At 67.9% G+C, this 19,816-nt stretch carries 28 protein-coding genes; 3 read left to right on the top strand and 25 right to left on the bottom strand.

Features of this window, described 5'->3' with window-relative positions:
- Positions 1 to 105: 105 nt before the first annotated feature.
- From rplO to AC5Y4Q_RS02270, 13 genes are all read right to left on the bottom strand, one after another.
- Positions 106 to 546, bottom strand: a complete 441-nt coding sequence (gene rplO / locus AC5Y4Q_RS02330) for a 50S ribosomal protein L15 (RefSeq protein ID WP_064920841.1) — start codon at positions 544 to 546, stop codon at positions 106 to 108.
- Complete coding sequence (gene rpmD / locus AC5Y4Q_RS02325; protein WP_019738973.1) at positions 543 to 725, bottom strand: 50S ribosomal protein L30; 183 nt, start codon at positions 723 to 725, stop codon at positions 543 to 545. The genes rplO and rpmD overlap by 4 nt, the downstream gene beginning before the upstream one ends.
- A gap of 2 nt (positions 726 to 727) precedes the next feature.
- Entirely contained in the window at positions 728 to 1,417 is a 690-nt protein-coding gene (gene rpsE / locus AC5Y4Q_RS02320) for a 30S ribosomal protein S5 (protein WP_419179760.1), read from the bottom strand.
- A gap of 46 nt (positions 1,418 to 1,463) precedes the next feature.
- A complete protein-coding gene (rplR, locus tag AC5Y4Q_RS02315) occupies positions 1,464 to 1,853 on the bottom strand; it encodes a 50S ribosomal protein L18 (protein WP_064920839.1) in 390 nt (129 codons plus the stop codon).
- Between the two features lie 2 nt (positions 1,854 to 1,855).
- Entirely contained in the window at positions 1,856 to 2,395 is a 540-nt protein-coding gene (gene rplF, locus AC5Y4Q_RS02310; protein WP_064920838.1) for a 50S ribosomal protein L6, read from the bottom strand.
- 13 nt (positions 2,396 to 2,408) lie between these two features.
- Entirely contained in the window at positions 2,409 to 2,807 is a 399-nt protein-coding gene (gene rpsH / locus AC5Y4Q_RS02305) for a 30S ribosomal protein S8 (RefSeq protein ID WP_029249222.1), read from the bottom strand.
- 20 nt (positions 2,808 to 2,827) lie between these two features.
- Entirely contained in the window at positions 2,828 to 3,013 is a 186-nt protein-coding gene (locus AC5Y4Q_RS02300; RefSeq protein WP_019737213.1) for a type Z 30S ribosomal protein S14, read from the bottom strand.
- A 4-nt stretch (positions 3,014 to 3,017) separates the two neighbouring features.
- Positions 3,018 to 3,581 carry a 50S ribosomal protein L5 gene (gene rplE / locus AC5Y4Q_RS02295; protein ID WP_064920837.1) on the bottom strand — a complete coding sequence of 188 codons (564 nt, stop codon included), beginning with the start codon at positions 3,579 to 3,581 and terminating at the stop codon, positions 3,018 to 3,020.
- 2 nt (positions 3,582 to 3,583) lie between these two features.
- Positions 3,584 to 3,901, bottom strand: coding sequence for a 50S ribosomal protein L24 (gene rplX / locus AC5Y4Q_RS02290; RefSeq protein WP_064920836.1), 318 nt, complete (start codon positions 3,899 to 3,901; stop codon positions 3,584 to 3,586).
- Positions 3,902 to 4,270 (bottom strand): 50S ribosomal protein L14, encoded by a 369-nt coding sequence (rplN, locus tag AC5Y4Q_RS02285; RefSeq protein ID WP_046318367.1) that lies wholly within the window; start codon positions 4,268 to 4,270, stop codon positions 3,902 to 3,904.
- Positions 4,271 to 4,536: 266 nt separating this feature from the next.
- On the bottom strand, positions 4,537 to 5,397 hold the full coding sequence (locus AC5Y4Q_RS02280) for a formylglycine-generating enzyme family protein (protein WP_064920835.1): 861 nt from the start codon (positions 5,395 to 5,397) through the stop codon (positions 4,537 to 4,539).
- Between the two features lie 5 nt (positions 5,398 to 5,402).
- Positions 5,403 to 7,760 carry an arylsulfatase gene (locus tag AC5Y4Q_RS02275; RefSeq protein ID WP_125225800.1) on the bottom strand — a complete coding sequence of 786 codons (2,358 nt, stop codon included), beginning with the start codon at positions 7,758 to 7,760 and terminating at the stop codon, positions 5,403 to 5,405.
- Between the two features lie 69 nt (positions 7,761 to 7,829).
- The gene (locus AC5Y4Q_RS02270; RefSeq protein ID WP_064920833.1) at positions 7,830 to 8,744 is read right to left on the bottom strand and encodes a LysR family transcriptional regulator; all 915 of its coding nucleotides are present in this window, start codon (positions 8,742 to 8,744) and stop codon (positions 7,830 to 7,832) included.
- 451 nt (positions 8,745 to 9,195) lie between these two features.
- On the opposite strand from AC5Y4Q_RS02270, the gene AC5Y4Q_RS02265 reads away from it, so the two are divergent.
- Both AC5Y4Q_RS02265 and eccE read left to right on the top strand, forming a co-directional pair.
- Positions 9,196 to 10,263, top strand: coding sequence for a hypothetical protein (locus AC5Y4Q_RS02265; protein ID WP_165604307.1), 1,068 nt, complete (start codon positions 9,196 to 9,198; stop codon positions 10,261 to 10,263).
- Positions 10,264 to 10,419: 156 nt separating this feature from the next.
- On the top strand, positions 10,420 to 11,604 hold the full coding sequence (gene eccE, locus AC5Y4Q_RS02260; protein ID WP_499957782.1) for a type VII secretion protein EccE: 1,185 nt from the start codon (positions 10,420 to 10,422) through the stop codon (positions 11,602 to 11,604).
- 60 nt (positions 11,605 to 11,664) lie between these two features.
- Here eccE and rpsQ read toward each other — a convergent pair whose 3' ends face one another.
- The 11 genes from rpsQ to rpsJ are packed head-to-tail and all read right to left on the bottom strand — an operon-like array spanning position 11,665 to position 17,190.
- Positions 11,665 to 11,982: a 30S ribosomal protein S17 gene (rpsQ, locus tag AC5Y4Q_RS02255; RefSeq protein ID WP_064920830.1), complete on the bottom strand. Its 318-nt coding sequence runs from the start codon at positions 11,980 to 11,982 to the stop codon at positions 11,665 to 11,667.
- Positions 11,982 to 12,224, bottom strand: a complete 243-nt coding sequence (gene rpmC / locus AC5Y4Q_RS02250) for a 50S ribosomal protein L29 (protein WP_064920829.1) — start codon at positions 12,222 to 12,224, stop codon at positions 11,982 to 11,984. The genes rpsQ and rpmC overlap by 1 nt, the downstream gene beginning before the upstream one ends.
- Positions 12,224 to 12,640 (bottom strand): 50S ribosomal protein L16, encoded by a 417-nt coding sequence (rplP, locus tag AC5Y4Q_RS02245; protein ID WP_019737223.1) that lies wholly within the window; start codon positions 12,638 to 12,640, stop codon positions 12,224 to 12,226. The genes rpmC and rplP overlap by 1 nt, the downstream gene beginning before the upstream one ends.
- Positions 12,641 to 12,643: 3 nt before the next feature.
- Positions 12,644 to 13,492, bottom strand: coding sequence for a 30S ribosomal protein S3 (rpsC, locus tag AC5Y4Q_RS02240; protein WP_064920828.1), 849 nt, complete (start codon positions 13,490 to 13,492; stop codon positions 12,644 to 12,646).
- Entirely contained in the window at positions 13,492 to 14,100 is a 609-nt protein-coding gene (gene rplV, locus AC5Y4Q_RS02235) for a 50S ribosomal protein L22 (protein WP_064920827.1), read from the bottom strand. Before rplV ends, rpsC begins: the two co-directional genes overlap by 1 nt.
- Positions 14,097 to 14,378: a 30S ribosomal protein S19 gene (rpsS, locus tag AC5Y4Q_RS02230; RefSeq protein ID WP_006245110.1), complete on the bottom strand. Its 282-nt coding sequence runs from the start codon at positions 14,376 to 14,378 to the stop codon at positions 14,097 to 14,099. The genes rplV and rpsS overlap by 4 nt, the downstream gene beginning before the upstream one ends.
- An 18-nt stretch (positions 14,379 to 14,396) precedes the next feature.
- Positions 14,397 to 15,233 (bottom strand): 50S ribosomal protein L2, encoded by an 837-nt coding sequence (gene rplB, locus AC5Y4Q_RS02225; RefSeq protein WP_499957777.1) that lies wholly within the window; start codon positions 15,231 to 15,233, stop codon positions 14,397 to 14,399.
- 27 nt (positions 15,234 to 15,260) lie between these two features.
- A complete protein-coding gene (gene rplW / locus AC5Y4Q_RS02220) occupies positions 15,261 to 15,563 on the bottom strand; it encodes a 50S ribosomal protein L23 (RefSeq protein WP_064920825.1) in 303 nt (100 codons plus the stop codon).
- Positions 15,563 to 16,216 (bottom strand): 50S ribosomal protein L4, encoded by a 654-nt coding sequence (rplD, locus tag AC5Y4Q_RS02215; protein WP_064920824.1) that lies wholly within the window; start codon positions 16,214 to 16,216, stop codon positions 15,563 to 15,565. The genes rplW and rplD overlap by 1 nt, the downstream gene beginning before the upstream one ends.
- The gene (gene rplC, locus AC5Y4Q_RS02210; RefSeq protein ID WP_064920823.1) at positions 16,216 to 16,869 is read right to left on the bottom strand and encodes a 50S ribosomal protein L3; all 654 of its coding nucleotides are present in this window, start codon (positions 16,867 to 16,869) and stop codon (positions 16,216 to 16,218) included. Before rplC ends, rplD begins: the two co-directional genes overlap by 1 nt.
- Positions 16,870 to 16,884: 15 nt before the next feature.
- Positions 16,885 to 17,190, bottom strand: a complete 306-nt coding sequence (rpsJ, locus tag AC5Y4Q_RS02205) for a 30S ribosomal protein S10 (protein WP_003883485.1) — start codon at positions 17,188 to 17,190, stop codon at positions 16,885 to 16,887.
- 398 nt (positions 17,191 to 17,588) lie between these two features.
- Here rpsJ and AC5Y4Q_RS02200 point away from each other — a divergent pair, with 398 nt between their 5' ends.
- Positions 17,589 to 18,062 carry a hotdog fold domain-containing protein gene (locus AC5Y4Q_RS02200; protein ID WP_064920822.1) on the top strand — a complete coding sequence of 158 codons (474 nt, stop codon included), beginning with the start codon at positions 17,589 to 17,591 and terminating at the stop codon, positions 18,060 to 18,062.
- A gap of 76 nt (positions 18,063 to 18,138) precedes the next feature.
- Here the strand turns inward: AC5Y4Q_RS02200 and AC5Y4Q_RS02195 are convergent, their stop codons facing one another.
- Positions 18,139 to 19,782, bottom strand: coding sequence for a carboxylesterase/lipase family protein (locus AC5Y4Q_RS02195; protein WP_499957774.1), 1,644 nt, complete (start codon positions 19,780 to 19,782; stop codon positions 18,139 to 18,141).
- Positions 19,783 to 19,816: the final 34 nt, after the last annotated feature.

Raw genomic sequence — 19,816 nt, 5'->3', positions numbered from 1 at the left:
TCAAGCATTAATGTTTCGGCCCCGACAAAGTGGGCCGCCAAATGCAAGATCGCACCCCACCGTCTGGTGGGGTGCGATCTCGTGATGCGCTTCCTCGGAGAAGCCTTACAGCTCGGTGGCGGTGCCTCCGGCTGCGGTGATCTTCTCGCGGGCGCTGCCGCTGAACTTGTGCGCGGAGATGTCGGCCTTGACGGTGAGCTTGCCATCGCCGAGCACCTTGACCAGGGTGTTCTTGCGAACCGCGCCCTTGGCCACCAGCTCGTCGAGCCCGATCGTGCCGCCGGCCGGGAACAGCCGGTTGATGTCGCCGACGTTGACGACCTCGTACTCGGTACGGAACCGGTTGCGGAAGCCCTTCAGCTTGGGCAGCCGCATGTGGATCGGCATCTGCCCACCCTCGAACCGGACCGGCACGTTCTTGCGGGCCTTGGTGCCCTTGGTGCCGCGGCCCGCGGTCTTGCCCTTGGAGCCTTCACCACGGCCGACGCGGGTGCGCTTGGTCTTCGACCCGGGCGCCGGGCGCAGGTCGTGCAGCTTGATGGTCATTCGGCTTCCTCCACTTGCACGAGGTGGTGGACCACCCGGATCAGCCCGCGGGTCTGGGGGTTGTCCTCACGCACCACCGACTGGCGGATCTTGCGCAGCCCCAGGGTGCGCAGGCTCTCGCGCTGCTTCCAGCGTGCACCGATGGTGCCGCGGACCTGGGTGATCTTCAGATTTGCCATGGTTATGCCGTGCCTTCCCGCGCGGCGCTGGCGGCGAGCGCCTCGCTCTCGCGGCGCGCCTTGAGCATCGCGGCCGGCGCCACATCTTCGATGGGCAGACCGCGCCGGGCCGCCACCTCTTCGGGACGCTGCAGCATCTTCAACGCGGCCACCGTGGCGTGCACCACGTTGATCGCGTTGTCGCTGCCCAGCGACTTGGACAGGATGTCGTGCACCCCGGCGCATTCCAGCACCGCGCGCACCGCACCGCCGGCGATCACACCGGTACCGGGGCTGGCCGGACGCAGGAACACCACACCGGCGGCGGCTTCGCCCTGGACCGGGTGCGTGATGGTGCCACCGATCAGCGGCACCCGGAAGAAGCTCTTGCGGGCTTCCTCGACACCCTTGGCGATCGCGGCCGGCACTTCCTTGGCCTTGCCGTAGCCGACCCCGACCATGCCCTTGCCGTCGCCGACGATCACCAGCGCGGTGAAGCTGAACCGGCGGCCGCCCTTGACCACCTTGGACACCCGGTTGATCGCGACGACGCGTTCCAGGTAGTTGCTCTTGTCGCCGTCCCGGCTGTCACGACCGCCGCGACCACCGTCACGGCCACCGCGCCGGTTGTCACGGTTGTCACGCCCGTCGGTACGGGGGGCGCTGCCCGTGTCGGGACCGGCCGAGGTGGCCCCCGTCGGCTGCTCCGCCATCATGCGGTCCTTCCAGTCATGTTCGTGAAGTCAGTCATCTGGCGCATCAGAACTTCAATCCGCCCTCGCGCGCCGCGTCGGCGAGCGCCGCGATCCGTCCACCGTAGGTGTAGCCGCCGCGGTCGAAGACCACGCTCTCGACGCCGGCAGCCTTGGCGCGCTCGGCGATCAGCTGGCCGACCCGCACGCTGTGCGCCTTCTTGTCGCCGTCCACACCCCGCACGTCGGCCTCGATCGAGGACGCTGCGGCCAGCGTGTGACCGGCCAGGTCGTCGACGAGCTGGACGTGGATGTGCCGCGAGGAGCGGTGCACCACCAGGCGGGGACGCTCGGGGGTACCGGCGATCTTCTTGCGCAGCCGGGCGTGCCGACGCACCCGGTGGTTGCGCCGGGCCTCCGAAACGCCCTGCCCGACGGGCTTGTGTGATTGCGCCATGGCTACTTACCTGTCTTTCCGACCTTGCGGCGAACCTGCTCACCCTCGTAGCGCACGCCCTTGCCCTTGTAGGGGTCGGGCCGGCGCAGACGGCGGATGTTCGCCGAGATCTGACCGACCTTCTGCTTGTCGATGCCCGAGATCGAGAACTTGGTGGGCGTCTCCACCGCGAAGGTGATGCCCTCCGGAGCCTTGATCAGCACCGGGTGGCTGTAGCCCAGGGCGAACTCCAGATCGGAGCCCTTGAGGGCCACGCGGTAACCGACGCCGAAGATCTCCATCTTGCGGACGTAGCCCTCGGAGACGCCGGTGACCAGGTTGGCCACCAGGGTACGGCTCAGCCCGTGCAGCGAGCGGTTGCGACGCTCGTCGTCGGGACGGGTGACCACCAGGGCGCCGTCGTCGTTGCGGGCCACCCGGATGGGCTCGGCCACCGTGAGCTCCAGGGTGCCCTTGGGCCCCTTGACCGACACCTGCTGGCCGTCGATCGTCACATCGACCCCGGCCGGGACCGGGATCGGCTGCTTACCAATACGCGACATGTCTGCTACTCCCTCACCACACGTACGCGAGGACTTCGCCGCCCACGCCCTGCCTCGCCGCCTGACGGTCGGTGAGCAGGCCCGACGACGTGGAGATGATCGCCACGCCCAGGCCGCCGAGCACCCGCGGCAGGTTGGTCGACTTCGCGTAGACCCGCAGGCCGGGCTTGGACACCCGGCGCAGACCGGCGAGACTGCGCTCCCGGTTCGGGCCGTACTTGAGGTTGACCACCAGCGCCTTGCCCACCCGGGCGTCCTCAACGTGGTAGTCGTTGATGTAACCCTCACGCTTGAGGATCTCGGCGATGTTGGCCTTGATCTTCGAGTGCGGCAGGGTCACCTCGTCGTGATACGCCGAGTTGGCGTTGCGCAGACGGGTCAAGAAGTCCGCGATCGGGTCCGTCATAGTCATTTAGCGCTGCTCCTCCGCCGTCACCAGCTGCTCTTCTGCACACCGGGCAGTTCGCCGGCGTGCGCCATCTCGCGAAGGCAGATTCGGCACAGGCCGAACTTGCGGAGCACCGCACGCGGACGGCCGCACTTGTTGCAGCGGGTGTAGGCGCGCACCGCGAACTTGGGCTTGCGGGCCGCCTTGTTAACCAACGCTTTCTTCGCCATCAGGTCACTTCTCCTTGAACGGAAAGCCGAGTGCCCGCAGCAGCGCTCGTCCTTCGTCGTCGTTCGTCGCCGAGGTGACGACGGTGATGTTCATGCCACGCGGGCGGTCGATCGAGTCCACGTCGATCTCGTGGAACATCGACTGCTCGGCCAGCCCGAAGGTGTAGTTGCCGGAGCCGTCGAACTGCTTGGGCGACAACCCGCGGAAGTCGCGGATACGCGGCAGCGCGATCGAGGTGAGCCGGTCCAGGAACTCCCACATCCGGTCACCGCGCAGCGTCACCCGGGCGCCGATCGGCATGCCCTCACGCAGCTTGAACTGGGCGATCGACAGGCGGGCCTTGCGGATCTCCGGCCGCTGACCGGTGATCAGCGCCAGGTCGTTGACCGCGTTGTTGATCAGTTTGGCGTCGCGGGCGGCTTCGCCGACGCCCATGTTGACGACGACCTTCACCACGCCCGGGATCTGCATCACGTTGGCGTACTTGAACTCTTTGTTCAGCGCGTCCCGGATCTCCTCGCGGTAGCGCACCTTGAGCCGGGGCTGGATCTTCTCTGCCGTAGTCATCCCTAGATGTCCTTGCCGTTGCGCTTGGAGACGCGAACCTTCTTGCCGGACTCGGCGTCCACCCGGTACCCGATCCGGGTGGGGTTACCGTCGGAGTCGACGACCATCACGTTGGAGACGTGGATCGGGGCCTCCTGCGTGACGATTCCGCCCGAGGAGGCACCGGCCTGGTTGGCCGAGTTCGCGACGTGCTTCTTGATCCGGTTGACGCCCTGGACCAGCACCCGGTTGCGGGCGGGGTAAGCCCGCAGGACCTTGCCCTTGGCGCCCTTGTCCTTGCCGGCGATGACCAGCACCGTGTCGCCCTTGTGGACCTTCATCTACAGCACCTCCGGAGCCAGCGAGACGATCTTCATGAACCGCTTCTCACGCAGCTCCCGGCCGACCGGCCCGAAGATGCGTGTCCCGCGCGGGTCGTTGTCGGCCTTGATGATGACCGCGGCGTTCTCGTCGAACTTGATGTAGCTGCCGTCGGCGCGGCGACGCTCCTTGGCGGTGCGCACCACCACGGCCTTGACGACGTCACCCCGCTTGACGTTGCCGCCCGGGATGGCGTCCTTCACGGTCGCGACGATGACATCACCGATGCCGGCGTAGCGCCGCGACGAGCCGCCGAGCACGCGGATGCACAAGATCTCCTTGGCACCCGTGTTGTCGGCGACCTTCAACCGCGATTCCTGCTGAATCACCAGATCTCCTCAATAATCGGAGCGACGCGCGGCATGGCAGGGCTAGCCGGCCAGCCGGAATCGTCCCGGGCGTGCGTGGTCTTCCAGTTCTAACGGAGCCGAAGAGCACGCGGGGCCGACTTGCGCCGGCCGAGGTCTGCTCTCAGCAACCCCTGAAGTCTAGGTGACGTATCGCCCAACACCAAATTGCGCGGCCCATCCGCCCAGCGTGAAGTTAGCTTCACACTCGACGGCCGAACGTGAAGCCAGCTTCACGTTCGGCGGGGTCAGATGGCGCCCGCCGCGCAGCGAAACCCGATATGGCTGGTGGCGGTGTCCTGCGACTGCGGGGAGCGGGCCGCAGCCCGGTAGCGGTGGCAGTACTCCGGGGCGCACAGGTGCGACCCGCCCTTGAGGGTCTGATTGACGCCGGGATCGGCGGCCCCGACGGGAGCGCAACAGGCCTTCGCTGGTGCGTCGAGCCGGTGATGGCCGGCGAACTCCGTCGTCGTCCACTCCCATACGTTGCCGATCATGTCGAGAAGCCCCCACCCGTTCGGCGGGAAGGTGCCCACCGGCGACGTGCCGACCCAGCCCAAGGCACCGTCGTTGCGGTAGGGGAAGGCGCCCTGCCAGGTGTTGGCCATCAGGACGCCGCCCGGCTTCTCCTCCTCACCCCAGGGATAGGTGCTGCCGGCACCGGCCCGGGCGGCGTACTCCCATTCGGCTTCGGTCGGCAGCCGCCGCCCGGCCCAGCGGGCGTAGGCCGCTGCGTCCGGGTAGGCGAGCTGCACCACCGGGTGATCCTCGCGCCCGGCTAGATCGCTGCCCGGGCCGAGGGGATGCCGCCAGCTCGCGCCGGGCACCCACCGCCACCACTGTCGCCAGTCCCGCAGGTCGACCGGCCCGGCGGTCGGGGCGAAAACCAAGGCGCCCGGTTCGGCGTCGTACAGCGCGACCCGTTGCTCGGCGACGGTCACATACCCGGTGGCAGCGACGAAGTCGGCGAACTGAGCATTGGTCACCGGATGCCGCTCGATCGCGAAAGCCGCCACCGTCACGGTGTGAATCGGCGCCTCTTCGGGGTAGAAACTCGTCGAGCCCATCCGGAACGCCCCGGCCGGGATCGGCACCAGTTCGGTCAGCATCGCACTCAGTCCCTGGAAAACGCCGCCGCCAGGCTCCTTTTCACATCCAGGTACGGCTCACCGCTGACATCAACCGAGACGTCGGTGATCGTCCCGCCGGTGAAGCCGAACGGCGCCCGGTACGCCGACGACACCGCTTGGCCGGTATTGCGCCCGACGCTCACCCCGCCGCCGGCCAACGCGAACGCCCCCGGCTGGGTGATCATGTCGGCCAATGTGGCGACCACCGTGTCGCCGATGTAGAGCGTGGCCTCCCCGACCGGCGTGTGGCTGCCCTCCACGGTGCCACGCCGCTCGAACCGTAACCCGAAAACGTGTTGCCCCAATGGGATCGGGTCAGGGGCGGACAACCACTGTTCGCGCTCCCCGAGAAAGTTGTAGACGTAGTGCAGCCGGCTGTCCTGGACGAACAGCACATGCCCGCCGTGCCGGGCGCCCTGTTTGAACAGCACCCCCTCGGCGTTGGCTGATTCCACCGTGACACGCGCCAGCACCGTGAACGACCGGCCGCGCAGTTCGACGCACGCGCCCAGCGGCACCTCGGCGGTGTTCGGGTAGTAGGTGTAGGAGCTACGGTCCCCGGACAGGTAGGGCCGCTGCCGAGACGTCATCTCGAAGATGTTGAGGTCGGCGAGCGGCAGCCCGTTGTACTTCTGGGCCTCGGCGAACCACAGCGCCTTGAGTTCGTCGAGCTTTTCGGGATGTTCGGCGGCCAGGTCGCGGCATTGACTGCGGTCGTTTTCGATGTGGTAGAGCTCCCAGCGGTCGGCGTCGAAGTGGCCCCAGCCCGACGGTGTCGCCGCATGCACGGTGTTGGCGAACCATCCCCGGTGCCAGATCCCCCGGGTCCCCAGCATCGTGTAGAACTGGGTGTGCTTGCCGGTGTCCGCGGCCGGGTCGGCAAGCGCCGCTTTAAAACTGATCCCCTCCAGCGGCCGTTGCGCCACCCCGCGCACCGTGTCGGGCGGGGTGATGCCGAGCAGGTCGTAGACGGTCGGGGTCACGTCGCACACGTTGATGTAGGTGTCGCGCACCTCGCCGCGGGCCGGAATTCCCTTGGGCCAGCTGAGGATCGCCGGGTCGGCGATACCGCCTTCGTGGGAGGCGTAACGCTTATAGAGCTTGTAAGGCGTGTTGAACGCCATCGCCCACCCGATCGGGTAATGGTTGTAGGTCTCCGGCCCGCCCAGCTGGTCGAAGAGTTTCATCGCCTCTTCGACGCTGTCGATGTAGCCGTTGAAGAACTTGTTCTCATTGGGTGAGCCGTTGGGCCCGCCCTCCCCGCTGGCGCCGTTGTCGGAGATCACCACGATGATGGTGTTGTCGAGTTGGCCGGATTCCTCCAGATAGTCCAGGATCCGCCCGATCTGAGCGTCGGTGTAGCTCTGGAATCCGGCGAACACCTCGGCCATCCGGGCGAACAACCGCTTCTCGGTGTCATCGAGGCTGTCCCACGGGCGCACGGTGTCCAGGGCCGGCCAGGGCTGGCCCTGAGCGCCGGTGACATCGACATACGGGTTGACCTCGGACAGCTCGGTGTCCGGCGGTACCAAGCCGAGCTTCTTCTGGTTGGCCAGCACGATCTCCCGATACTGTTCGTAGCCCACGTCGAAGCGGCCGGCATAGCGATCGGCCCACTCGGCGAAGACGTGGTGCGGCGCATGCCCGGCACCCGGGCAGATGTACCCGAACCAGGGCTTGCCGGGTGCGATCGTCTGCGCGTCGCGAATGAATTCGATTGTCTTATCGGCAATGTCCTTCGACAGGTGGTAACCGTCCTCCGGCGTGGCCGGCGGCGCCACCGGGTGGTTGTCGTAGACCAGATCGGGATACCACTGGTTGGTCTCCCCGCCTAAGAAGCCGTAGAACCGGTCGAATCCCCGCTGCGTCGGCCAGTGCCTCCTGGTGGCAGCCATGTTGGATTCTTCCAAGGGTGTCAGGTGCCATTTACCGACACAGAAGGTGTTCCAGCCGCGCTCTGCCAGAACCTCACTGAGCAACGCGGTTTCGAACGGGATGCGGCCACTGCAGTTGGGAAAGCCATCGGTGAACTCTTCGATGGTGGCCATGCCGACGCTGGTGGCGTTACGACCGGTCAGCAGAGCCGCCCGCGTCGGGGAACACAGTGCGGTGGTGTGGAATTGGGACAGCCGGATGCCGCGCTGGGCGATCCTGCTCATCGCCGGCATCTCGACCAGCCCGCCGAAGCAGTCCCAGGTGGCGATCCCGGTGTCATCCCAGACCAGGTAGAGCACGTTGGGGGCGCCATCGGGAGCCGTCGGCGCGGCGAACGGGCCCCAGTCCGGTTCGGAGTCCCGGATATCGAGATTGATCTTGCCTGTGAAACTGGTCGAACTCACCATCACCCGCTCCGCTGTCAGCCCCCGGATCGGGTGCGAGACTACCGGCTTCAGCGACGCCGCCGGCGTCTTTCAGACCGCGGACTGCTGCCAGCGGCCGGCTGCCCCGCTGTCCGGAGCGCCGGCCGACAGCAGCTCACCGAGAAATGCCGCGGCCGCCGGCGAGGGCGCACGCTCGCTGGGTGTGACAAGCGCCAGCTCACGGGGGATCCCGGGATCGGTCGCCACGGCAACGATCTGCTCTGACTTGGCCACCAACGCCGGCGGCAGGAAGGCGACGCCCAAGCCGGCGGCAACCAAATCGACCAGATCGCCGGGCGTGTTGGTCTCGGCACAGATGGTCCGCTCAAACCCGAGGTCGGCGCAGATACCGTCGATGTGTAGGCGGGTCCGCAGGTCCGCCCGCCGCTCGACGAACTCCCGCTGCTGCAAATCGGTCAGGGCGACGGTGTCCTGATCGGCAAGCGGATCATCGCGGCGCACCGCCAGCACCAGGAACTCGGTACCCAGGGACAGCTCCTTGACCCGGCTCGCGTCATAGGGGCGGCTGACGAAGGCCAGGTCCAGGTCTCCGTCGGCGGTCGCATTCACCAGAGCGTCGATGGCGTCTTGCCGCAGCGTGATCTCAATGCGGGGGAAGCTTCGGTGGTAGCGCGCCAGCAGGGCGGGCAGGTCGATGGTCCCCAGCCCCTGAATCACCCCCACCGTCAGCGTCCCAGACAACAACCCCCGGACGGCGTCGACGGCCGCCCGGGCACGTTCCGCGGCGGCCAAGGCGTTCTGCGCATCCGGTAGCAATGCCTGCCCGGCGGCAGTGAGGTCGACGCGACGATTGTTGCGGACCAGCAGTGCGGTGCCTAGTTCGGATTCCAGACCGCTGATCGAGGCGGACAAGGTGGACTGCACCACGTGGACTTTCGCCGCTGCCCGGGTGAAGTGTCGCTCTTCGGCCACGGCAACGAAATGTTTCAGCTGGCGCAGTTCCATAGCGATCAGTGTGCAGCTCCGCTCGCGTCGGTCAAACCGAAAGTTCCATTCCGCCAATATGATTACTTTGATTCGGCTGAGACCAAACGTGGATAAATGCTGATCCTAGCCATAACGCAACTGCCCCAAGGACTTACATCGTCGCCCTTACGTGCGTCGATCGATGACAGCGATTCTCTACATTGAGATTAACTGTTGAAATATCCGCCGGCAGGGGTGGTGGAGGCAGCGCCGACCCGTTAGCGTCTGACGAGGACGCCGAGGGGGGTTGAGTCAGTGTCCCGGGCGTCCGGACATACGTTGTCGCCCAACGTTATTGACGCACGCGTTCGGTATCGCGGTGTGTGATGCCCCGTGCGGCGGGTGGATGGACGTTGTTCACCTACGCCCGGGCGAGTTCAAAGGTGAGCTCATGGCCGGGAACATCGAAGAACGGAAGGAACGCACCGAAATGAATCGTCAGATCATATTGTCGGTCGGCGGTGTCACCGCAGGTCTACTCACGACCACATTCGTGTCCACGGGAGTCGCTTCCGCCGACAATGGTGCCGACACTGTGGGCAATGTCGGAAGCACCGCCCTGACGAGCGGGCTGGGAAGCAACTTGGGCGCAAATGCCCTGCTCGGCAACGTCGGCGCTCTCGGCCCGGACGCCACCACCCCGAGCCCTCTTACCTCGCTCGGCGACACCGGCGCCATCACCCCGGACACCAGCACGACGCCGGACACCAGCACCCCGGGCTCGTCACCGCTCGGTGATTCCGGCGGCGTCACCCCGACGGTCGGTACACCGGACGCCACGCCCGGCGACACCACGCCGGCCGGGGGCGAGAGCTTCACCATCGGCCAGGACACCTTCACCCCGGTCCAGGCCGACGGATCGGAGGGCTTCACCCCGCTCACCCCGCTGTTCAGCGCGCCGCCGTTCTTCCAGGTCGGCGAGGGCGATCAGTCGTTCGACGTCACCAGCGGGACCGGCTCGGGCGCCACCGACCTCGGCAATGTCACCGCCAGTGAGGACGTCACCAATCTCTTCGGCGGCATCCACAACACCGAGTTCACCATCACCGGGGTGGACCCGGCCAGCGGGGCGACCGCCGCCGACCTGCCGGCGGTGGGAACGGTCTATGACGTGGCGAACTTCGGCAACGGCTTCGAGAACATCTACACCGACATTCCCGGGGCCGACGGGGCGGCGAACACCATCACGGACACGCTGGTCACACCGTTCGGCGATTTCAACATCCCGACCGATTTCGACGCGGCCGCGCTGCTCGACCCGGGCGACGCGTTCAGCGGGGTGTCCGCCTTGGGTGCCGATGCTGCCGGGGGCGCAGCTGATGCCGCTGCCGGAACCGCCGCCGATGCCGCAGGAGGTGCCGCCGATGCCGCGGCCGGAGGTGCCGCCGACGCCGCAGGAGGTGCCGCCGACGCCGCAGGAGGCGCCGCCGACGCCGCCGCGAACGGCGCCGCCGACGTTGCGAGCAGCATCGATCCGCTGGGCTTCCTCGGCTTTTGACGCTCGCTAGGCAACCGGCCGTCCTCGACGGCCGGCCGGACATCCCAGGTCTCCAGAGCAGGGGGCCTGGGATGTTTGGCGTGCAACCGAACCGGGAAACCCGGTGACCGCACGAATCATGGGAGGTTCGCGGGGGGCCATGAAGCAGGCGCAACGATGAAGGCGCAGCATACTTTTGGGTTGAATCTGTCGTGGCTGCGGGTGACCACGGTATTCCTCATCGACATCGCGATCTTGCGGATCGCCGGCCATTGGCCCGATGAGCTCGGCACGGCGGCTCGCGCCTGGTGGCCGGGAGTGGTGATCGCGGCACTGGTCACCATGGCCGCGTTGATCACCCATCGCCGGGTCCCGCTGACGGCGATCTTGCTGGCCCGGGTCCTGGATCGTTTCGCCAATCCGGCGTCGTTTCTCAACGAGGGCTGCACGCCGGGGTTCAATCATCGCCGCCGCTACGGCCGCGAGGTCGTCGGGGTGCGCGAACATCGGGGCCAGCTGGTCACGGTGATAGCCGTCGAGCCACCGCAGCTGCAGGCCTCCGGTCGCCATGGGCGGGGCCACCGGCCGCCGGCCGCACTGCCGGTTGGGCTGATTGCCGCCGCCCTGCGGCAGTTCGATGTGCGCCTCGACGGCATCGATATCGTCTCGGTGCGAACGCACGACGGCGATACCGCGCCCGTCGACGACCCGCAGACGCCGGCTGTGCCCGCGGCATCCGGTCCCCGAGACACCTGGTTGATCCTGCGGATGGATCCCATGCGCAACGCCGACGCGGTGGCCGTTCGCGACTCGGTGGCGTCAACCCTGGCCGCCGCCACCGAGCGGCTCGCGCACGATCTGGCCGAGCGGCACTTCGTCGCCCGCGTGCTACCGGCCGAAGAATTCGCCGAAGTCGATGCCGCGGTGCTGGCCGGTCTGCAGCCCACCCGGATCCGCCGACGGCGGCGCCGGTTGAAGCAGAAGCAGCGCGAGGGACCCAAACAGTTCGCGGCCACGTTCTGGGTGTCGCCGCGCGACATCTGCACGGCGAATCTGGACCGGCTCTGGCTACCGGCGGCTGACACCACCGCGGTCACGGTCCGGCTGACCGCACAGAACAACCACACCGAGATCGCGGTGTTGGTGCGCTATCACAGCGCCAACCGCCTGCGCAGAAACATCACGGCCGGACTGAACCGCCTCAACGGCCGGCAATTGACCGCGTTGCGTACCAGCCTGCCGACGCCGATGCGCCGCACCCTGGCGGTGCCCGCCCAGGTGCTGGACGACCAGGAGTCGCTGCAGGTACCGCTCGGCCCGCCCGGGCAGCAGCCGCTGGCGCGGGTCAAACTGCCCGCCTAGCCGGGACCCGACCCCAGGCACGACGACGCCCCGCGACGCAGGTCGCGGGGCGGTGTCGTATTACTTGGCCTTCTCGAGGATCTCGACCAGGCGCCAGCGCTTCGTCGCCGACAGCGGACGGGTCTCCATCAGCGACACGCGGTCGCCGATACCGGCCGTGTTGTTCTCGTCGTGCGCCTTGACCTTCTTGGTGGTCCGGATGATCTTGCCGTAGAGCGGGTGCTTCACCCGGTCCTCCAGCTCGACGACGATGGTCTTCTCCATCTTGTCGCTGACCACGTAGCCGATCTGGGTCTTGCGGCGGCCCCGCGGCTTCTCCGTGCGCGGAGTGTGCTTGGGCCCCTTCTCCGTGGCCTTAGCCTTTGCAGCCTCTGCCATTACGATGCCTCGCCTTCAGAACCTTCGGGACCGGACGCCAGGCCCAGTTCCCGTTCGCGCAACACGGTGTAGATGCGCGCGATCTGGTGGCGCACCGTGCGGAGCCGACGGTTGTTGCTGAGCTGCCCGGTCGCCATCTGGAAACGCAGGTTGAACAGCTCCTCTTTGGACTCGCGCAGCCGCTCGACGAGCTCGTCGGCGTTCAGCTCGCGCAGTTCGCCAGCGGTCACTCCCACTGCCATCAGAACTGCTCCTCTCGGGTGACGATGCGCGCCTTGATCGGCAGCTTGTGGATCGCCCGGGTCAGTGCGGCGCGGGCGATGGCCTCGTTGGGGTAGCTGAGCTCGAACAGCACCCGGCCCGGCTTGACGTTGGCGACCCACCACTCCGGCGAGCCCTTACCCGAACCCATGCGGGTCTCGGCGGGCTTCTTGGTCAGCGGGCGGTCCGGGAAGATGTTGATCCACACCTTGCCGCCACGCTTGATGTGCCGGTTGATGGCGATACGCGCCGACTCGATCTGCCGGTTGGTGACGTAGGCGTGCTCCAGGGCCTGGATGCCGTAGTCACCGAACGTCACCGCGGTGCCGCCGCTGGCGATACCACGCTGTTTGGGGTGATGCTGCTTGCGGTGCTTGACCTTGCGGGGAATCAACATGATTCAGCTCTCCGTGCTCTGCTGCTCCGCTGCAGCGGCAGCCGCTGTGCCCTCCTGGGCCGGCTCCGCAGCAGCGGTGGTCTCGGTGCTCTCAGCGGCCCGACCGGCGTCGGTGCTGGTCGCGGTGGTGCCTGAGGCGCCGCTGCGGCGCGGGCGGGTGCCCGACGGCCGCTCCCGGCGGGGACGGTCGGCCGACGGCGCGGCAGCGGACAGCTCGCGCTTGCCACCGACGATGTCGCCCTTGTAGATCCAGACCTTCACGCCGATCCGGCCGAAGGTGGTCTTCGCCTCGTACAGCCCGTAGTCGATGTCGGCGCGCAGCGTGTGCAGCGGCACCCGACCCTCACGGTAGAACTCCGAGCGGCTCATCTCGGCGCCGCCGAGACGACCCGAGCACTGCACCCGGATGCCCTTGACGTTGGGCTGGCGCATCGCCGACTGGATCGCCTTGCGCATCGCCCGACGGAACGCCACACGGTTGCTCAGCTGCTCGGCGACGCCCTGGGCCACCAGCTGCGCCTGCGACTCGGGGTTCTTCACCTCCAGGATGTTCAGCTGCACCTGCTTGCCGGTCAGCTTCTCCAGGTCGGCCCGGATCCGGTCGGCCTCGGTGCCGCGACGGCCGATGACGATGCCCGGCCGGGCGGTGTGGATGTCGACGCGTACCCGGTCACGGGTGCGTTCGATCTCGACATCGGCGATGCCGGCGCGCTCCAGGCCGGTCGACAACAGCCGGCGGATCGCCACGTCTTCCTTGACGTAGTCCGCGTACTGCTTGTCGGCGTACCACCGCGACTTCCAGTCGGTGGTGATCCCGAGCCGGAAGCCGTGCGGGTTGATCTTCTGGCCCATTACTCCGAGCCCTCCTTCGCGTCGGACGTCTCAGGCGCCTTCGTAGCTGCTGCCTTCTTGGCGGGCGCCTTCTTCGCCGCCGCTTTCTCAGTTGCCTTGGCCGCCGGGGCCTTCTTGGCCGGTGCCTTCTCGGTGGCCTTTGCCCCCGCCTTCGCGCCCGCCTTTGCGCCCGCCTTTTCCGAGGCGGCCTTGCTGGCCTGGGCACGACGCGCCCGGGCGGCACCGGCGGACTGCGCCGAACCGCCGCGGGACGACGGCCGGCTCTCCACCACCACGGTGATGTGGCTGGTGCGCCGGCGGATTCGGTAGGCGCGCCCCTGAGCGCGCGGCTTGATCCGCTTGGCGGTCGGGCCCTCGTCGGCGTAGACGGTGGCCACCACCAGGGTGGACGGGTCCAGGCCGTTGTTGTTCTCGGCGTTGGCTGCCGCGCTGGCGATGACCTTGGCCACCGGCAGGCTGGCCTGCTGCGGTGCCCAGCGCAGGATGTCCAGCGCTTCGGTCACGGACTTGCCGCGCACCAGGTCGATCACCCGGCGCGCCTTGCTGGCCGACACCCGCACGAAGCGGGCCTTGGCGACAGCAGACGGGAATTCAGTCGTTACGCTCACCGGCGCTTAGCCTTCCGGTCGTCCTTGATGTGTCCCTTGAAGGTGCGCGTCGGAGCGAATTCGCCGAGCTTGTGCCCGACCATCGACTCGGTGACGAATACCGGGACGTGCTTGCGGCCGTCGTGCACGGCGAACGTGTGCCCGATGAAGTCCGGGATGATCGTCGACCGACGCGACCAGGTCTTGATGACCTGCTTGGTGTTCTTCTCGTTCTGAACGTCGACCTTCTTGAGCAGATGGTCGTCGACGAACGGACCCTTCTTGAGGCTGCGTGGCATCGCTTTCCCCTCCGCTTCTTAGCGCTTCTTGCCGGTGCGCCGGCGTCGGACGATGAGCTTGTCGCTGGGCTTGTTCGGCCGGCGGGTGCGACCCTCCGGCTTACCCCACGGGCTGACCGGGTGCCGGCCACCGGAGGTCTTGCCCTCACCACCACCGTGCGGGTGGTCCACCGGGTTCATCACCACACCACGGACGGAGGGACGCTTGCCCTTCCACCGCATCCGGCCGGCCTTACCCCAGTTGATGTTGGCCTGTTCGGCGTTGCCCACCTCGCCGACGGTGGCGCGGCAGCGCACGTCGACCCGGCGGATCTCACCCGACGGCATCCGCAACGAGGCGTAGGTGCCTTCCTTACCCAGCAGCTGGATGCTGGACCCGGCCGAGCGGGCCAGTTTGGCGCCACCGCCGGGGCGCAGCTCCACAGCGTGCACCAGGGTGCCGGCCGGGATGTTGCGCAGCGGCAGGTTGTTGCCCGGCTTGATGTCGGCGTTGGCGCCCGACTCCACCACGTCGCCCTGCGAAAGACCCTGCGGGGCGATGATGTAGCGCTTCTCGCCGTCCAGGTAGTGCAACAGCGCAATGCGCGCGGTGCGGTTCGGGTCGTACTCGATGTGGGCGACCTTGGCGTTGACGCCGTCCTTGTCGTGGCGACGGAAGTCGATCACCCGGTAGGCGCGCTTGTGGCCGCCACCCTTGTGCCGGGTGGTGATCCGGCCGTGGGCGTTACGCCCGCCGCGGCCGTGCAGCGGCCGAACCAGCGACTTCTCCGGGTGAGAGCGGGTGAGCTCGGCGAAATCGGAGACGCTGGCACCGCGACGACCGGGTGTCGTCGGCTTGTACTTGCGGATTCCCATGTCAGTTAGGTCTCTCTCTCACTCCGGTCAGGCCGGTGCGGCGAACAGGTCGATCGGCTTGCTGCCGGGCGCCAGGGTCACGATGGCGCGCTTGGTGTCCTTGCGCTTGCCGTAGCCGGCCCGGGAACGCTTGCGCTTACCCGGCCGGTTCGCGGTGTTCACCGACGCGACCTTGACAGCGAAGATCTTCTCGATCGCGATCTTGATCTGCGTCTTGTTCGAGTCGGGGTGCACCACGAACGTGTACACGTTGTCCTCGATCAGCCCGTAGGACTTCTCGGAGATGACCGGCGCGAGGATGATGTCGCGGGGGTCGGTGACGGTCGCCATCAGGCCGAAACCTCCTGAGTGGTGGTGTGCGCCTCGATGTAGGCGTTCAGGGCCTCGACGCTGAACACCACATCGTCGGCACGCAGCACGTCGTGGGTGTTGAGCTGGTCCGGCGACAAGATGTGCACGCCCGGCAGGTTGCGCACGCTCTTGGCGCCGGTCTCATCGGCACGGCCGATGACCACCAGCACCTGCTTACGGTCGGTGATCGAGCCCAGGAACGCCTTGGCGCTCTTGGTCGACGGGGTCTGTCCGCTCACCAGCTCGGTGACCGCGTGGATCCGGCCGTTGCGCGCCCGGTCCGACAGCGCGCCGCGCAGGGCGGCGGCGATCATCTTCTTCGGGGTGCGCTGGCTGTAGTCACGCGGCTTCGGGCCGTGCACCACGCCACCACCGGTGAACTGCGGTGCCCGGGTCGAGCCCTGACGGGCACGGCCGGTTCCCTTCTGCCGGTAGGGCTTACGGCCACCGCCGCTGACCTCACCGCGGGTCTTGGTCGAGTGCGTACCCTGCCGGGCCGCGGCCAACTGCGCGATGACCACCTGGTGCATCAGCGCGATGTTGGCGGGAGCGTCGAACAGCTCGGCGGGCAGCTCGACTGAGCCACTCTTCTTGCCGTCCGGTGTCTTGACGTCAATTGTGATGCCGGCCATTACTTCTCACCCTTTTTGATCGCGCTGCGGACCAGTACCAGCCCACCGTTGCGGCCCGGAATGGCGCCCTTGATCAACAGCACACCGTTCTCGGCGTCCACCTTGTGCACCACCAGGTTCTGGGTGGTGACGCGGTCATTGCCCATCCGTCCCGACATCCGGGTGCCCTTGAACACCCGGCCCGGGGTCGAGCAGCCGCCGATCGAGCCCGGCCGGCGGTGCACCGCCTGGGCGCCGTGCCCGGCGCCCTGACCGCGGAAGCCGTGCCGCTTCATGGTGCCGGCGTAGCCCTTGCCCTTGGAGGTGCCGGTCACGTCGACGTAGGCGCCGTCGGCGAAGATCTCGGCGGTCAGTTCCTGGCCGACCTCGTACGCCGCGGCGGCCTCCTCGTCGTCGAGGCGCAACTCGGCCAGGTGCCGGCGGGGGTTGACCCCGGCCGCTGCGTACTGACCGGTGAGCGGCTTGTTGACCTTGCGCGGGCTGATCTCGCCGTAAGCGAGCTGCACGGCGGAGTAGCCGTCGCGCTCGGGGGTGCGGATGCGGGTCACCACGTTGGGCCCGGCCTTGACGACCGTGACCGGCACGACCTTGTTGTTCTCGTCGAACACCTGCGTCATGCCCAGCTTGGTACCCAAAAGACCTTTACGTGCCATGGTTTCTCGTGGCTCCTACTGGATGTTGACGTCGACGCTGGCCGGCAGATCGATGCGCATCAGGGCGTCAACGGTCTTCGGCGTGGGATCGAGGATGTCGATCAGGCGCTTGTGGGTGCGCATCTCGAAGTGCTCCCGCGAGTCCTTGTACTTGTGCGGGGACCGGATGACGCAATACACGTTCTTCTCGGTCGGCAGCGGCACCGGGCCCACCACGCTGGCACCGGTGCGGGTGACCGTCTCGACGATTTTGCGCGCCGAGGCGTCAATAGCCTCATGGTCGTAGGCCTTGAGCCTGATGCGGATCTTTTGTCCCGCCACGCTTCTGCTACCTCACTCCTGCAATGGAGGGTCCGGCTTTCGAACCCTTCGTGCCCCCGCGCGCCAGAACCCGTACGGGCCCGTATGGACATTGCGCTGGGCGCTGCCGCCGCTGTTTACCTGTCCTGGTCCACCGGTCCCCGCGGTCGGGCGTGTCGCCCGCACGCGGCCTCGCTCACGGTGAAGAAACTCCGTGCTGCGAGAGTGGGACCGGACGCGCCCGGGTGGGCGCTGGTCGTATGCCCGGCCAGGGGCAACCCCGGCGCAGGCGAACCTGAACAGTATGCCCCAGATCGGGTCAGCGGCCAAATCCCCGGTCGTACCGCTACCGGTCCCCCGGGCCGGTCACCGGTGCGCCGGTCTCCCGGCGATCTTACTTGTCGGTAAGATAGCTCGTCGTGACCGGATCGACCAGTACATATCAGGCATGGCGACGTCTGGCGGGCATCCCGGGTGGCACCCGGCTGTTCTCGGCCGCGGCGATGGCGCGAGTCCCCTATTTCGCGTCGGTGCTGCCCCATGTGGTCAGGATGGAGCCCGGGCTGGCCGAGGTGCTGGTGCCCAAGTGGCCGTTCGTCTACAACCACCTGCGCACGGTGCACGCGATCGCCTCATGCAACGCCGCCGAGGTCGCGATGGGGATGTTGATGGAGGCCACCGTGCCGCGCACCCACCGCTGGATCCCCAAGGCAATGACGGTGGCCTACCTGGCCAAGGCCACGACGTCGCTGCGGGCCACCGCCCGGCTGGATCCGCCCGACTTCGCCACCATCAGCGAGGGGGCCGAGGTGGTGGTACCGGTCAGCATCACCGACAAGTCCGGCGCCGAGGTCGTGCACGCCGACATCACCACCTGGGTGACGCCGGCCTAGTCTCCCCGCTCGAACGTGAAGCCAATGCCACGTTCAGCGCCGAACGTGAAGCCACCTTCACGTTCGGCGATGTGGGCTAACGGATGCTCGACCAGAACTCACACTGGTGCGCGGTGGCGTAGTCGGTGATCAGCCGGCTGCCATCGGGCCGCAACGACATCCACCGCCGGTCGGCACCGCTCGCGATCTCGGGCCAGTCCGGCTGGCCGACTCCGATCGGCGCGCCGGTGACGACGAAACCGGTCCAGTACTCGATCATCTGATCGGACAGTCGGCGCTGCGCGGGGTCTAACGGCGGGGCGCCACCGATGTCGAACAGGTAGCGCAGCTCCAGCGAGTGGGTGGCGCCGATCGGAAACGGCAGGTTGTCGTAGAGCGCGGGCGCCGGGGCGTGCGGATCGGCGAACTCGTAGCCGTAGACCGGCGCGTCGGCGGCCAGTCCGCGGGCCATCCGGTCGGCCAGGCAGGCGAAGATGTCGTCGGTCGCCGCGGCCGCATACGCCAGCGAGGTGCTGCCGCCGAACCGTGCCGGCGGGTAGTGGTCGGCCACCGCCGCGCCTTCGCCGGAGCCGAAGGTGTCCTTGAGTTCGTCGAGGTACTCCGCGGCGGCGATCTCCCGGCCGACGCGCAGATAGCGCAGCGCTACGAACATGGTGAACTCGTCGCGGTTGACGCCCAGCAGCACCGGTACCCGGGCCACCTGGCCGTCTCGGCCGTCGCGAAACACCCGCACCGGGTCCTGCGGCAGCAGCGAGGTTCCGACCACCGGCCCGCTGAGCTGGTCGGTACCGAAGCGGGCGTACCACAGCGGTTTGGTCAGTCGATCGGCCGGAAGCGCGCGCAGGCAGGCCGCGACCTCCGGGTCCTCCTGCGCGACCCCCCGGTCGGCGCAGCCCAGGGCTGCGGTGTACTCGCGGCTGATCCGCTGGGCTTCGGGGACCTCGACCTGCGCCTGGCACGGTCCGCTTTGGATGATCGCGGCCCGGAACAGGCCGGCCGATTCCGGTGCGGCCAGGTGATCGCAGACCGACATGGCCCCGGCCGATTCGCCGGCGATGGTCACCTTGGCCGGGTCACCGCCGAACGCGCCGATGTTGTCGCGAACCCAGCGCAGCGCCGCCTGCTGATCGGCCAGCCCGTAGTTTCCGACCTCGCCGAGTGCCGGGTCGGCCAGGAATCCCAGGGCGCCCAGGCGGTAGTTGATGGTGACGACGATGATGCGGCCCCGCACCGACAGCCGCTGCGCGTTGTAGATGTCGCTGGCGCCCCGCTGGAAACTGCCGCCGTGAATCCAGACCATGACCGGCAGCGGCTCTGCGGCCGAACCGGTCGGTGTCCACACGTTGAGCGACAGGCAGTCCTCGCTGATCGGGTCCGCCTCGGCGGCATCCGGCTGGACGCACCACGGGCCGCGTTTGACGGCGTCGCGCACGCCTTGCCACGCCGGCATCGGCGCCGGCGGCTGCCAACGCAGCGGCCCGACCGGCGCGGCGGCGTACGGGATTCCTTGGAACAGACGGTGATCGGGTTCGACCATGCCGCGTAGCAGCCCGGCTGCAGTTCGCACCACGTCGGCGTTGAGCGCTACCGCGCGGGGCCCGATGCCCGGCTGGGACGCGGCGCCGTCGGACCGCGCGCACCCGCCGGCCAACGCCGCGAGCAGCGCCAGCGCGAGGGCGCCTGCCCGCAGGCCACGGCGGCGACTTGATCCGGTCGACATGACCGATGAGCCTAATCCGCCGGATCGGCGCAAA

Source organism: Mycobacterium sp. NGS16 (assembly GCF_059813225.1).
Note: the sequence above shows the minus strand (reverse complement) of the source record. Positions and strands in the feature narration are given on the sequence as shown.